Source organism: Vibrio sp. 10N.222.52.B12 (genome assembly GCF_002875385.1).
Classification (GTDB): domain Bacteria; phylum Pseudomonadota; class Gammaproteobacteria; order Enterobacterales; family Vibrionaceae; genus Vibrio; species Vibrio jasicida.
Window position 1 is genome coordinate 1 of record NZ_MDAW01000037.1, and the last position, 13,392, is coordinate 13,392.

The following is a 13,392-nucleotide window of genomic DNA, read 5'->3' on the forward strand; positions in this document are numbered from 1 at the left end:
CCGATTTACGCAACAAAGCCCCGAATTAGTTAAACCATGCATATCTGAAAAGATTTTCAGGTCAGCAAAATCGCTATTATCAGTTCCCAAGAAAAAGCTTCCGGTGCAACTTCCGTCTTTGTCGAACAAAGAAACTTGTCCCTCTGGGTTTACTGGTTCATTTTCAAACTGCAATGAATGAATTGAAAACGTCGCTACTACTTCTTTGGAGTGCTTAAGCATGATTGAAACATGCTTATACTTGATGATCCCTGTAGCTTCATTGCCAATGGCAAAAACAAACGATGGTTTTTCTTCTGGCATGAATTTCCCCAAATAAAACTAACTTCAAAACCATGCGAGTGATCCGAAACCAATTCAATTACATTGTTACTATAGTCATTAACCACTCGCATTTACGATGCACTAGTTAACAAAATAACAATAAACCCCACCACACCATTAACCTTAAAGTTGAAATGGTTAATAATACGCCTGATTGCACACTGGCGCGGAGGCATTAATGCAAAGCAAAAAAAACAAGACATTTCTAAGGTTCTCGATAAGTCCTTCACCATCAGTTTTAATGGGAAACCCATTCCGACGGTTGAAGGCGAGAGTGTATTGAGCGCTTTATTGGCTTCAAACATTCGTCAGTTGCAACTGAACTGACACGCTTCGGTATTCATACCACCGTCATCGATGAAGCTCCTAAAGCAGGTTACCAGAGTAATGCGTCTTTTATTGATTTAAAAACTCAGACAAGAGTGCTTGGGCCTTTGGGAGAGAGCAGTTTATTACTGACGCACGATCACAAACATTTCTAATGTTGAATATGACCGTTTGATATTGGCGATGGGGTGTTACGATGCTATACGCATTAAACGAGCAGTTTCGGTTATCACAAGCGTTCGCTCTCAAAAACAGCGATGTATCGAGTAAAGCAGCTGCTAGGCGGACGTTTAAGCCTGAGAAATTAAATGCTCAAGTTATTTTACTCCACGCTAAAAGCGTTGAACAAATTTACAGGGCTAGGTATGCCCAAAACTAAATGTTTTGTTTAATGAACATTTAAATTTAGGCATCTTTGCTTTCCATTGGAATTACGTACCAAAGCCTATCATCATGCTAGGTAAGGATAGTAATTCAAAAATGTAATTTACCATACGAGGCTATCATGAAAATTAAATTATCTTTTATAGCATCTTTAATATCTTTAATACCAATGAGTTTAAATGCGGTTCCAATAATAGATGAACGCCCTATTTATATAAACGATTATAACTGTCCTTTACCGATTTTTCGTTATTTAAAACCACAGGAAGCTGTATGGTTAAGTCAACGGGGATATCTAGAAAGATTTGGTAATGGCACATATTTATTGGATAATAATTCAGCAATAAAGTATGCAGCATCTAAATTGCCAGAAATTTTTCATGACTATGAAGGAGAATATGAAAAATCTTTGTGTTTTGCTAATGAAGACACCAAATTCTTCTCTGTAAATTTAGGAAGTAAAGATAAAATAGATAAGTATTTTTATAATGAAAAAATCCTTGAAGGATTAATTTTCGATGGTATTGAGGAAAAACTTGCAACAGATAAGATAAATTTATCTTTAGATACTCAAAAATTTATCCAAAGACTTAGGATCCTGGTAAAAGTGGAAAATGACACTTCATTTATACTTCGTCCAGCTTCTTGGGGCGAAAATGATGATTCATTAGCATTACCATCTTATGATAATCCCCAGAAATATGCTTATAGCCAAATTAACGTAATATTAAAAGATAATAGGATTCACTTTTTCTTTAGCGGAAGTCTTTTTGATGAGCAGCAACCATCCGCTCCAACATTTTCAAGAGCAACAGGTAATAGAGAGTTCCCCTCAACAATAAATATGCGTCAGTGGGTATATGTGAAACCAACAAATCCTCAATCTGAATATATTCTCGCAACATTATACTTTGCTAACAACGATATAAAAGAGGAATTAAATCTTTCATCAAATATAATGGTTGAGTTCAAGGAAGCGTCTTTTAAAAATGGAGTAATTAGTGTCAATAACGCTTTAAGCGTATATGAAAAAATATATTTAAACGCTGACGATTACACTATGAAACAATGGGTTAAGAGTAATTTATTGTTGTTGGATGATGATAAATCCCTATATGGTACCCATAAAGAGGCCAAAGATATTGAAAATAATTCACAAGTTTTATTATTTCAACAAACCGCTTTTCCTACTGAAAAGGGAATTGAACACCATGAAGATAGAAGATGTATTGAAGAGTATATAGAAGCAATAAGAACGCTTGGTGTATCTGTTTTTGAGCGGATCTGGGGAGCTCCATCGGTATGTGATATACATTCCGAACCAAACCTACTTCCAATAATTCCTATTGTTGAAGAACAAATAACTTCTTTACCAGATACTGTAACTATCAATGATGCAGAAAATGTTGGGTTAGGACCTGATAATGAGGACGATTTTGACACTGCTATGGGTGCATTGGCGTTTGGTGACAATATTCATAGTAATGAAAACGAAGGCCGATCAACTGCTGAGGAAAGAAGTGCCGCTCGAGCTATAGGCGATCTGTCAAATAGAGTTATTAGTAGTCTTTTAAGGGAGGTTAGAGACTATAATAACGATGCTGCTGCAGGCGCAGCCGCAGCATTAAATGTTCATTCGGGGGATTCTGAATTAGATCGTTTTATAAACGCAAACCCATCAGAAGCTGAAGCATTGCTTAATACTGCAATATTGATAACTAATACTTCAGATTCTCGTGATTATATTTCCCAACCAGTATCATTACGCAAAAGAAAAAACGAAAAGCGTAAAAAAGGAGTTGTCGCTGCTCGCTGTACCCAGCAACCGCCTGAGCATGATGCCACTGGCTGGACATGTGTGACTAAAGCTAAGCGCAAGCTGAAAAAAACAGAACCGACAATAGCAGTACCGTCAAATATTCAGAGAGGTGGGGTTTATTATACGAGAAACCGACAACCCAATGACTTTGAGGCTCTGGCTATTGAAATGCGAGTTTCTGGTTTAGGCTTTCCTCCTGGTTATAGTCAACAGGATATGCTTACTAATGTTTGGGCCTATGCCAGAGATGGGGCGATTACTGGACAAAATAGAAATATTATATACCTCCCAGATGCTCAACATGGCAGTCAACAGCAGAGAAGAACAATGAGGTTTAGATATGGGTTAAGTCATATATTTACTGATAATGAGGGGGGGCATAAAAAAGATTGGGCAGCTTTAGGTATACGCACTCGAGATCATCTTGCTAATATGATCATGTCTGCAGTTACAAGTACAGTTGCACCAACAATATATACAAGAGATCAAACTAGACAAAGAAGGGAGTACTCTTATGTTACTTACACTTACCAGGGGCAAGTGCATACGATTACTAATGTCGTTATAGTTGTTGGTGCTAATGGGATGATAATAACTGCATATCCAACAAACAAATCCAAGAAAAGTTAAGTTTTACTAGCTCAGACCTGAGCTGACAGTGCCTATTTTCAGGGCGGCACCGTCAGCTCACTGCGTTTTCATGAGCGTTTTTTAATCAAAGTCTATTGCCATTCGCCATACGAACCGCTCAACTTTCCCTCTAGTTGACGATTGGTTGATTAGATACGAGCCTACGACATAGCGAAAAGAGCATCGAACGTTCAGCTTTCAAATTAACTTCATGCTGAAATGGTATCCAGTCAGCACCAATTGAATGCTCATAGTTCGCACTAGGCCAGTGATTACCTTTAGGCTTAAATTCTTCGACTACCCGTTTACCATCCGAATAGAGCAGCCCCCAACCAAGCGGTAACACTTCTTCTGCTTTAATCATTCCAACCGGACAAATATAAAAGCGGTAAGTGCCAAGTGCTTTCGCTCCTTCTTGACGTTCTGGCTTCTTCTTATCTGCTAGAAAGTCACTGCGAGACACCTTCGATTCAATCACGATTGAGCACGAATCACGAAAGCCTATAGCATCGATTATTTCACGAGACTAAGCAGCTCTAATATTTGAAGCAACCACAGAGAAACCCTGCTTTTTCATCCAACGGATAGCATGTAAATTCTGTGCTTCGTGAAGTTCTGACGGCATCCTTATTCCCCTTGGTTAAGAATTATGTTGCTTGGTCATTGACTTGATCGCAACCTCGGCTGCGTTCTCACAAGCGGCCTTTAAATCCTCTGGTTCGCCAATGTCCAGTCTAAAACGAGCGCCATTTTCATTGTGAGTAAGTGACGCTTCAAAATAGCCAAATGAGTACCAAACATGCAGAGTATAAAAGCCAATGACTGTCCACTTCTCAATCCAGTCGCTAGGAACTTCACCCACAGGACAGTTCCATGTGATAGCACTAATCACGGTGTCAGAAAGTTTCGGTATTGGATAGTGAATAACTTCATAGTCTTGGATTGCATCGACAAGCTGATCTAACTCTGTCTCTTCGTCGCAGTTAAGGCAATTCAGGCCAGCAATAACCATTACGACCTTGCTTCTCTACATTAAAAACGGCATTTACTGGCGCAGTCTTAAACCAAGGAAACTCTTCAAAGCTTAAAAAGTGCTCCTCATTCTCTGCCAGTAACCAAAGGCCAAGAGGGTTAACCCCTAAGACCTTAACCGAAGTGTTTTTTCCAAGCTGCTCTGATTTCATCTTCATGCTCTCTTACGCTTTTTTCTAGCTTGTTTAAGTCTTTCACCGAAAGGCTGTAAGACTTAGCTAAAGTGATTTCTGGTTCAATCCAAAACTTTGCTTCACCGCTTTCCCCAACAACATGAACATGTAAACGTTCTTCTTCATTGGAGTAGAAAAAGAATTTACCAAGCTGACTAACAACCTTGAGCCGTTCAACAAAGCAGAACGATTCATTGTTACAGGCCGTTGGAAGTATGAAGAAAAACGCCTCGCGGCTTCTAAACGTGGCATCGAGTTAACCCAACGCGAAAGCGGTAAGTTTGGTCGGCCTAAAGGAACGACGGTCAGCACTGACGACTTTCTGGTAAAGCACTCAGATATAGTCACTAGCTTAGAACATGGCCGCTCTATCAACCAAACCGCAGAATTTACAGGTAAAGGACGTTCAACCGTCAAGCGCGTAAAAGCAGCCATGAACAAATGAGGGGAAAACGGGGTTTACAATATTCAGTATTATAATGAACTACCCGTTTTCCTAATATGCATGTGACAAGTAGAAATTTCAGCTTCTATTTTATTACAAGCCAATACCATCTACTTGATCTAACATAGCTTTAGCTGTAGCCATCGTCATAAAAAGGCGGTTCTTCATCACTGGGAATGGTGTAAACCCAAAGCTTTCATACCATGCTTTAACACCAACATTTTTCGCATCTACGATAATCATAGGAGTGGGTACGAATTTTGAAGCTTCAACGGATTTACGAATAGCATCAATCAATAGCACCGATCCAAGCCCTTGTCGTTGATAAGCTTTGTTCATCGCCAAGCGTCCTAACAACGCACAATGCACTTCACTTGGGTATTTCTTGGCTATATCGGGAGGAAGTTGGTCTAACTCTATAGTGCAGACGGCAAGAGAGTAGAACCCTTTGATTTGTTCTGGGTTGGCATCAGATGTAAGAACAAATGTGCGCGAAAGCGACTTATTGTTGTGTTGGGCTGACGTTGTTTTTAAAAAGTTATTAAGCGCAGGTACTCCGCAATCAAAAGCGTTGCGGTCATGATTTTTTTTATCTAGGGGTACAATGTTCATTTGTTATAGTTTCCTTATGCAAGCGAGCTGCTCTAAGAAACTTATCATTCATTTTTACTGGGCTATCTAACGCATCAATAAATGCCAAAGCATCTTGTGAACATAAAGAAATACGTGCGTTTTGCTCAATAAGTTTCTTTGCTTCTGCCACAGCAGCATGCGCAACAAAACTATTTAGCGTAGAAAAACCCGACAATGAAAGAGCTGTTTCTAACAGTTCGCGGTTTGTTGAATCCACCCTAGCGGTGATTCTTTCATTTATTGTCTTGGCCATTGCCAATCTCCTTCGCCTTCCGGCGATGTTTTTTATTTATCACTAACAACACCGACCTCTCTGAACTTTCGGTTTCTTAAAGCAGGTGCGGTATTACCCGGTGAAATGCGAAGTTATCACTTCATTTTTTAATTTACCGCACTTATTAACATATGTCAATAATGGTGCCAAAATGACACCATAAAAATCCAAGCTAAGAAATTGAACCGTGTTGGTTATGGATTTCCGGCACTTTGAGGGGAAACGAGTATGGAAAATATGGTTCGCGCTGGCTGCTATATGCTTGCATGTAGAGCCAGTGTGAAGCCGACAGAGCGAAGCGGCGTCAGTATCTGTAACTTAGAGAAAACTGGTCATTTTGAGGATTAAGATCAAAAAACCAGGCAAAACAAAAGCGACTTACAAAGCATTAACATTTGGTTGGATTATGTAATTAACTTTCAGAATACTTTTAGGGGGTAAAGTGAAAGAAGAGGGTAGGTTTTTATCTCTTTTCTCGATTTTACAAGTGAAGCTTGCAAAAGTTGTACTAAAGTAGCCTATTAACATATTGTACATAACCACCCCACATACATAGAAAAAAATGCAAGCCGAAAGTACTGCGATCAATAGAGTGTCCTTTTTTATTTTTCAGCAGGCGGTATACCTCTGAGGCTCTTCTTTTAGAGTGTTTCTTCCTGAGTTTGGCCATAACGAATATCCAAAAGCTTGTGGTGCGGGGTGTGGTAGTTCTCTTTGTGAACCTCAACATTGTAACAGTAGCGCCTGTAGACCTTATCTATTGAGACTGATGGAATAACGTCCAACACTAGGGCATGAGTTTGTCAAACTAGAGTTGTTAGACTAATGCCCTAGAAAACTCTACATTTTCACGGTTTGGTTACACCTTCATGTTATGTAGCTTTCCTCTACTTAAAAGTAGAGTCTTCGGCTTTTGGCTCAAGCAAAGCCGTCTTGGACGCAGTATCGTTTTGAATTGTCAGAGCGCTTCCTACAACATTCGACAAATACTGATTGAGTGGTAACTTCTCTCCGTACCATTCGTACATTGCATCAGAATCAAATGTATCGTCGATAATTGACTCTTGCGCGCTTTCAATGAGTTGTTACCAAACCATCAAAAAAGCTTTGGAAATTTTCACATGGTGTTTCTGCTCTGAAATGGCAATAGCATGCAATAGTCCCATCACGGGCCACTATACTACCGATGATTTGGCAGTATAACCGAGTCAAGCTTGGTCAATATCATAGAAGTCTAGTGTCTTAGAAACAACAAAGTACAACAACCTAAATTTAGGCCAAATTTGACCTATAGCTAATTTGCACGTATATTGACCATTAAGTGAGGTCTCCTCACTAATACCTGCAATGACAGAGAACCTCGAAAGAGGTGTAAGGAAAAACCTAACATGCGTACAGAGACAGTAAGCTTTTTGAAAAAACACGCTGCTGATCTTCCTTTAGATGATGCAATGACCATCACACAAAACGGCAAGCCGATTTATGTTGTGGAGTCATATGAAGAGCGCCAAAGACGCGATCAGGCTATTGCTTTGATGAAGCTGGTCAGTTTTGGACGTGAAGATATGACTGCTGGACGAACAACCAGTTCAGACAAATTTAAGGAGAGATTGGCGGCTCGAAAATCCACATAAGAGGGACTTAATGAGCACCAATATTGTATACACCGAAGCATTTGAAAATATGACAGACGACCAAATCAACTACCTATCACTCTGGAGTGAAGAGGATGTTGTGGTCGAGAGGATTGAAACCCTTGTAGAGAAGTTTGAGAGTAACATTACTAATAATCCAGAAATGTACCCTCCTTGCCACGAGTTAACGACTCTTGGCGTATACAATATTCGCCAATTCAGCTTTGATGGTTTCAAGTTGCTCTATGAATATCATGAGCATATTGACACCGCCGCAGCTCTCGCGTTGGTACGAGATAGGCAAGACCTACAATCCATGTTGGTTGATTATTGCTTAATCCACAAATAACGTTCAGAAAACAAAAGGCCGCTCGATAGCGGCTTTTTTATCAACTAGTCGAAAAAACGCCCTTTAGGGTGGCTTGTCGCTCATTCTTGGTGAAAATTCAGATTGTGACGTTTTTGGACAGAAATCAGCTTCGGAAAATTAGCACATTAGAAAAGACCAATCACTCCAACACTTTATAAACCGTCGTCCGACTGCACCCAAGTTCCTTGCTGATCGCATGCTTGTTCATTCCCAGCTCCCAGAGCTTTTGTATTCGCTTATGTAAGGTCTTATTAGGAAATCGGCCTAGGTGCCTCCCTTCTGCTTTAGCTCTTTCCCTGCCTTCATTACAGCGCTGTAAGATGCGTTTTCTTTCCATTTCTGCGAATGCGGAAATGGCGGTATAAACCACTCGACCGACATCGCTATTAATATCGACATTCCCGAGATCGTGGAAGACCAACCCTGCCCCTTTTTGCGCTAGTGTATCCGCAATTTGCAGAGCATCAATGGTATTACGCGCCAAACGGTCCACTTTCATAACGTGAATGGTGTCGCCCTCACGAGAAAATTCGAGCATGGCGTTCAGCTGATCCCGCTCCGCATCTTTTCCGCTGGCATTCTCTTGAAAAATTTTTTCACAACCGATCTGTTTGAGTTGTTCGATTTGGATATCAAGTGACTGATCGCTTGAGCTGACCCTTGCATAGCCAATGAGCATGGTTTAGCGCCTTAAACTGTCCATTTAGTTGCTATGATTATAATGTACATGCGCAGTTTATTTCAACAGGACATAATGAACAGTAATTAAGATCCTTTCTCAGGGTGTCCTGAAAGTACACCTTTCTGAACAGTGTTCCATTTCATTCGCTTCAAATGATTCGTACGAATCGAACGATTCGTTTATAATAAACAAAAAAGGAGCACACAATGCAATCATTAACCGCAAACACTGCAAAAACTAAATTTGGTGACTTATTGATGAAAGTACAGCGAGAACCTGTACAAATCAGTAAAAATGGTTCACCTGTGGCAGTTGTCATGTCATGTGAAGAATACGAGCAACTTGAAGCCTTGAAGATGGCGATGGTGAAATCACGTTTTGAACAAGCGGAACGAGACATCGTGAATGGAGATTTGGTGGATGGCGAAAGCTTCTTGAGCGAATTAGATTCAGGCAAGTTTGACTAATGACACAATACAAACTTTCTCCCGCAGCACAAACGGACCTAATCGACATTCGCCGTTACACGCTTGAAAACTGGGGAGGCGCACAGTGGAGCAATTATTTTGGAGAGCTAAAACAATCAATGGCGTTGTTAGCGAGCAATGAGTTGATTGGCATTGACATGCCGGAACTAGGAACCGGTTACTGCCGCTTTCCGTTAAAGCATCATGTGATTTATTACATCAGAAAACCTGACCACATTGTTATTGCTGCAGTCTTAGGGCGTAACATGTCACCGGCTAAGCACTTTCAGCGACAGTTATAGCTCTTAAGCCTCTGTGCTTGATGTAATCTCGTAATGTACCTGGGGCTTCATCAATAAGCTTTGCTGTAGGGCGAATCCCAAGTCCCATACCTAGATATTTATCAATTTGATCCCTTTTGGGGTCGAGCTTAAGCTTTTCTGCTTCACCTTTAGGTCTACCAAGAGTAACACCGGCTTTTTTTCTTGCAGCTAAAGCCTCTTTTGCCCTTGGCCATGCATACTTCAAGAACCTGGAGTGTAGAACGTGTAAATGTCAGATGACAAAATAGTTTGATCGATTCTAATAAAGATTGTCCAGATACAATAAAGTTTGATCACTTTTGGGCTTTAAAGCCGTAATTAGCTAGACACGAGTTATCTCATTTCTGCCCCTTTTCGAGCTAGAGTTTTTACTCACTCGCATCCTGTGAATGCGTGTTTACCCTATGATAATTTATGCGAAGTAAGCATGTAGTCATTATGACTGCCATCTATCACTTAGTTGATGAACTTGCTCATTTAATTGATTCTTAGTGTAGAAAATCAATCAAAAAGGTGAGCGTTAAGGAGTATAAGATTGAAACAGTTATTTGAAATCGTATATCCTCGTTTTTATTACCATTTTTAGGTGACTTATGGACTTTCAAGTAAAACAAGACTTCAAATATAAACGATTTTCTCGATTAGAATACTTGAGCCAAAGTGATTCGTGGAACGAGGATGAGTCCAATCTTGGTTTGTACTATTTTTTGTTAGAGAGCAAAGGAAAAACTACGGACACTGCCTTTAACGAGATTCTAGCTATCAAAGGCGAACTAGCTTCTGCTTACAATTACTTGGGAGATGTTGCATTTAAACTTTTCGAAGAAAGAACAGATCGTGACATTCCAACATATTACTATGAACTAGCATTGAAGTTCTCAGAAACTAATTCACATTCGTATTGGGGGTTGTATCATTCAACGCATGACCCCCGACACTTTTTCCAAAGCATTGTCATTGACTACAAGTTGGAGGAATTTAAAAAGATAACAAATAAAATGTTTTCAGTTTATCCAACTGACTTGGTAGAAGCTGAATTTAGTCAAAACGATTGGAAACTTCTAAAATCTATTTGCTTAGATGAGAGAATAGAACATCAAAATGATGTTCTATTAATCTGTTATTTTCACCTCGGAGAGTTTGATAATGGCGTTAATTTTCTTATGTCTGAAGACTATGTGTCCCGAGAAGTTGTTAAGTTATATCAAAACCACGGAAATATAGATGAAGAAACATTTTTAAGAAAAATAAGTTATTATGAAAGAATAAAATTATTAGGCACTGCTGAACTGGCTTATGAAGAGATCAAGAAAGAGGCTAAGAAAGGTCAAGCTAACCCAACTCAAGAAGTGATAATTAAGTACGCATTCGAAGCAAATGCATATAATGACGTAATTGATTTAGTTGAAGGTAAATTTAAAAAAGATAAAGTTCATTTCTCACCAAACGTTTTAAAATTATATCATCTGATCTCTTCTCTTTATCTCGGTTTACCATTAAAAGATGATTTTGAGAAGGATGTTAATAGCAATAACTACTTTGGTGATATTCGATCAGAAGATGAGAAGCTATCGCTCTCGTTATACCTTGTATATTTGATTCTGAAGAACATTAACAAGCTCGAATCTCTGCTTGTTAAGCGAGATGATTTACATGAGTTAACACATTACGCTTTATATAAAGACATTAAAGCGAATCTTAGTCATGAGTGTCTAATCGGTCACTACTTATACAATTCTTTGGTTGATAATCTACAGGGACTAAAGGAACGTTGGCATAGGAGGCAAGTTGAGTATAAGTTAAAGTCCGCTAAAGACGACCAGCTAGCACCAGAAGTAATGGCTGGTCTTTTAATGGACAAAGGCGAATATAGCGAAGCATTGAATATTCTCTCTGGTTTAAAACCGACGATGTCTGTTAATAATATGCTTGGAGTATGCTTTGAACACATTGGTGATTGGAACTCTGCATTAGAACACTCCAAACTTGCACTGGAAGCAATGCTATCTAGTGGAGAAAAAAACAATACTATTATTAATAACTATCTCTACTGCTTGCATAAGTCTGGTAACTCGATTGATAAAGAACAATATGAAAGCTATGTTGAGCTATTCAATCAAAGTTTAACCGAAGGCTTCTTGCCTCATGTGTTTTTGCATGACAATGGTAATTCTCTATTCAAGTATTACCCTTTCAACAACTTCACATTAGATGCTTTAGTGAATGGGTATTTTTATCTAGCATCAGTAGAACAACTCAATGACCCACTTGAGCTTCCATACGAAGATCTTACCAAAGATAAAGAGTTTGTTGTACTTAGACCTAACTTTCGGTTGAGTTCATTTTCACACAATGAAAACTCCATGCTCATGTGGTCTCATTATGCTGAGAATCACACTGGCTTAATGATTGAATATTGCTTTGAAGGAAATCTACCTGAAGGTGTTGGGATAGAAAAAGTACAATATCTTCACCCAGAAGAAAGGTTTATGGAAAAAGATAAGTATCTTTTTAACCAGTATATGTTAATTAAAAACAAAGACTGGAATTACGAGAAAGAAGTAAGGTTATTTGGATATAAAAGAGACAAGGTTTATTATGAAAAGCTGCCCTATCCAAAGCGTTCAAGTCATGCTGCTGCTTATGTCAAAAGTATTACTGTCGGTTACAGGTTTCCAGAGAGCACTATTAAACTAGTACAAAATATTGTCTCTACTTTGAATGAAAGCCGCAATAAAAACTTACCTAAAATTATATTGAGAAGAGCAAAACTTTCAAATAACAATTTCTTCGATCTTGAGTACGAAGAAATAGGCTTGGACTCACGCAACAATATTGGACTTTAGACCAAGTGACCTGTCATACCTGTGGTTATCTATGAATTGCTAATTTAGGGGAAGCGTAGGCACGTTTCTGTCCATAGCCGTTTCAGCTCTTCCTGACCCCTACTAAACGTGACTGCCAAACTTCATGTTGACCAACAACATTGAAAGGAGGTCATCATGAGAAAGCTATCTTCTGGAAAATGCAGCGGCGTTAAAAGACCATTTAAGCTTGAAGAGATCTGGCGAATCAGAACTAGGCTGGAGATTGAAAACGATCTGATGCAACTTGCACTACTGAACCTAGCGATAGATAGCAAGTTAAGAGCGAGTGATTTGCTAAAGCTACATGTTTACGATGTTTCTTCGCAAGGAGTTATCTATGAGAGGGTTCAGTGCATCCAGCAAAAAACGGGCACCGATGTCCACTATGAGATTACTCCGAGAACGCAGCAAAGTATTAGCAGGTGGGTTTTTGCAGCATCCCTAGAGGCAAGCAGTTTTCTATTCCCGAGCAGCCGACGATCTGGGCAACCTATCAGCTACTCATTCTATCGATCTATTATCAGAAACTGGGCTGAAAAACTGGGATTGAATGCTGACTATTACGGCACTCATTCCATGCGCCGTACTAAAGCCACTTTAATCTATGCCAGAACGAAAAACATAAGGGCCGTACAGATCTTACTTGGACATTCGAAGCTAGATAACACAATTCGATACCTTGGCGTTGAGCTAGAAGACGCTCTGAGGCTATCTGAGAAAACAGACTGCTGACAGGCAGGATCTGTTACAGGCTTTTCTTCTGAAAAGCCTGTGCCCCATTGTCATTCAGAGTAAATACTCATTCATATATTGTTAACGTCCGTTTTCCCTACCAAGAGTTATCTGAATTCGGAAGATAATGAAATTAAACGTCTCTCATCCGTCTAAGCTCACAATATAGTCATTAACCTATTAATTACAAATTGAATGGAAATATGAAAGACGGCCTCATGTGCACATGAAAGGCGACTGTTAGTCGCCTAAGAAGCGTTATGTGTAATTTTGGTT

16 protein-coding genes and 2 pseudogenes are annotated in these 13,392 nt (G+C 39.4%); 9 read left to right on the top strand and 9 right to left on the bottom strand.

The genetic code is table 11. The annotated features are described in order from the left end of the window. Positions 1-303, bottom strand: a 303-nt coding sequence (locus BCT11_RS02840; protein ID WP_133152129.1) for a hypothetical protein, incomplete at its 3' end; no start/stop codon positions are given. A 150-nt stretch (positions 304-453) separates the two neighbouring features. Between BCT11_RS02840 and BCT11_RS28580 the strand changes: the two genes are divergently transcribed. The 3 genes and pseudogenes from BCT11_RS28580 to BCT11_RS02860 all read left to right on the top strand — a co-directional run bounded on the left by BCT11_RS28580 (position 454) and on the right by BCT11_RS02860 (position 3,484). Then, positions 454-651 (top strand): 2Fe-2S iron-sulfur cluster-binding protein, encoded by a 198-nt coding sequence (locus BCT11_RS28580; protein WP_347231044.1) that lies wholly within the window; start codon positions 454-456, stop codon positions 649-651. Positions 652-872: 221 nt separating this feature from the next. Then, positions 873-1,043: pseudogene (locus BCT11_RS02855) on the top strand (IS5/IS1182 family transposase); the annotation flags it as partial. A gap of 113 nt (positions 1,044-1,156) precedes the next feature. Continuing rightward, the gene (locus tag BCT11_RS02860) at positions 1,157-3,484 is read left to right on the top strand and encodes a hypothetical protein (protein ID WP_102387026.1); all 2,328 of its coding nucleotides are present in this window, start codon (positions 1,157-1,159) and stop codon (positions 3,482-3,484) included. Positions 3,485-3,614: 130 nt separating this feature from the next. Here BCT11_RS02860 and BCT11_RS02865 read toward each other — a convergent pair whose 3' ends face one another. The 6 genes from BCT11_RS02865 to BCT11_RS02895 all read right to left on the bottom strand — a co-directional run bounded on the left by BCT11_RS02865 (position 3,615) and on the right by BCT11_RS02895 (position 6,020). Next, positions 3,615-3,962 (bottom strand): hypothetical protein, encoded by a 348-nt coding sequence (locus BCT11_RS02865; RefSeq protein WP_198593901.1) that lies wholly within the window; start codon positions 3,960-3,962, stop codon positions 3,615-3,617. Positions 3,963-4,124: 162 nt separating this feature from the next. Next, a complete protein-coding gene (locus BCT11_RS02870; RefSeq protein WP_102387027.1) occupies positions 4,125-4,496 on the bottom strand; it encodes a hypothetical protein in 372 nt (123 codons plus the stop codon). Beyond that, complete coding sequence (locus BCT11_RS02875; protein WP_241908970.1) at positions 4,468-4,674, bottom strand: DUF2442 domain-containing protein; 207 nt, start codon at positions 4,672-4,674, stop codon at positions 4,468-4,470. The genes BCT11_RS02870 and BCT11_RS02875 overlap by 29 nt, the downstream gene beginning before the upstream one ends. Beyond that, the gene (locus tag BCT11_RS02880) at positions 4,631-4,906 is read right to left on the bottom strand and encodes a DUF4160 domain-containing protein (RefSeq protein WP_102387029.1); all 276 of its coding nucleotides are present in this window, start codon (positions 4,904-4,906) and stop codon (positions 4,631-4,633) included. The genes BCT11_RS02875 and BCT11_RS02880 overlap by 44 nt, the downstream gene beginning before the upstream one ends. Positions 4,907-5,227: 321 nt before the next feature. Further along, the gene (locus BCT11_RS02890; protein ID WP_102387037.1) at positions 5,228-5,746 is read right to left on the bottom strand and encodes a GNAT family N-acetyltransferase; all 519 of its coding nucleotides are present in this window, start codon (positions 5,744-5,746) and stop codon (positions 5,228-5,230) included. Further along, a complete protein-coding gene (locus BCT11_RS02895) occupies positions 5,724-6,020 on the bottom strand; it encodes a DUF1778 domain-containing protein (RefSeq protein WP_102387038.1) in 297 nt (98 codons plus the stop codon). Before BCT11_RS02895 ends, BCT11_RS02890 begins: the two co-directional genes overlap by 23 nt. Before the next feature lie 1,409 nt (positions 6,021-7,429). On the opposite strand from BCT11_RS02895, the gene BCT11_RS02900 reads away from it, so the two are divergent. Together BCT11_RS02900 and BCT11_RS02905 are read left to right on the top strand one after the other, a co-directional pair. Then, the gene (locus tag BCT11_RS02900; RefSeq protein WP_102387040.1) at positions 7,430-7,675 is read left to right on the top strand and encodes a prevent-host-death protein; all 246 of its coding nucleotides are present in this window, start codon (positions 7,430-7,432) and stop codon (positions 7,673-7,675) included. A gap of 10 nt (positions 7,676-7,685) precedes the next feature. Further along, complete coding sequence (locus BCT11_RS02905; RefSeq protein ID WP_102387042.1) at positions 7,686-8,024, top strand: type II toxin-antitoxin system RelE/ParE family toxin; 339 nt, start codon at positions 7,686-7,688, stop codon at positions 8,022-8,024. A 160-nt stretch (positions 8,025-8,184) separates the two neighbouring features. On the opposite strand, the gene BCT11_RS02910 is transcribed toward BCT11_RS02905, so the two are convergent. After that, a complete protein-coding gene (locus BCT11_RS02910; protein ID WP_102387044.1) occupies positions 8,185-8,724 on the bottom strand; it encodes a recombinase family protein in 540 nt (179 codons plus the stop codon). A gap of 209 nt (positions 8,725-8,933) precedes the next feature. Between BCT11_RS02910 and BCT11_RS02915 the strand changes: the two genes are divergently transcribed. Further along, on the top strand, positions 8,934-9,194 hold the full coding sequence (locus BCT11_RS02915; RefSeq protein WP_102387045.1) for a type II toxin-antitoxin system Phd/YefM family antitoxin: 261 nt from the start codon (positions 8,934-8,936) through the stop codon (positions 9,192-9,194). Continuing rightward, a complete protein-coding gene (locus tag BCT11_RS02920; protein WP_102387046.1) occupies positions 9,194-9,496 on the top strand; it encodes a type II toxin-antitoxin system RelE/ParE family toxin in 303 nt (100 codons plus the stop codon). Before BCT11_RS02915 ends, BCT11_RS02920 begins: the two co-directional genes overlap by 1 nt. On the opposite strand, the pseudogene BCT11_RS28255 reads toward BCT11_RS02920, so the two are convergent. Next, positions 9,471-9,698, bottom strand: a pseudogene (locus BCT11_RS28255) (resolvase); the annotation flags it as partial. The gene BCT11_RS02920 and the pseudogene BCT11_RS28255 sit on opposite strands and share 26 nt — an antisense overlap. A gap of 412 nt (positions 9,699-10,110) precedes the next feature. Between BCT11_RS28255 and BCT11_RS02930 the strand changes: the two are divergent. Both BCT11_RS02930 and BCT11_RS02935 read left to right on the top strand, forming a co-directional pair. Next, complete coding sequence (locus tag BCT11_RS02930; RefSeq protein ID WP_102387047.1) at positions 10,111-12,363, top strand: DUF2971 domain-containing protein; 2,253 nt, start codon at positions 10,111-10,113, stop codon at positions 12,361-12,363. Between the two features lie 156 nt (positions 12,364-12,519). Then, positions 12,520-13,116, top strand: a complete 597-nt coding sequence (locus BCT11_RS02935; RefSeq protein ID WP_025577791.1) for a tyrosine-type recombinase/integrase — start codon at positions 12,520-12,522, stop codon at positions 13,114-13,116. Positions 13,117-13,392 lie beyond the last annotated feature (276 nt).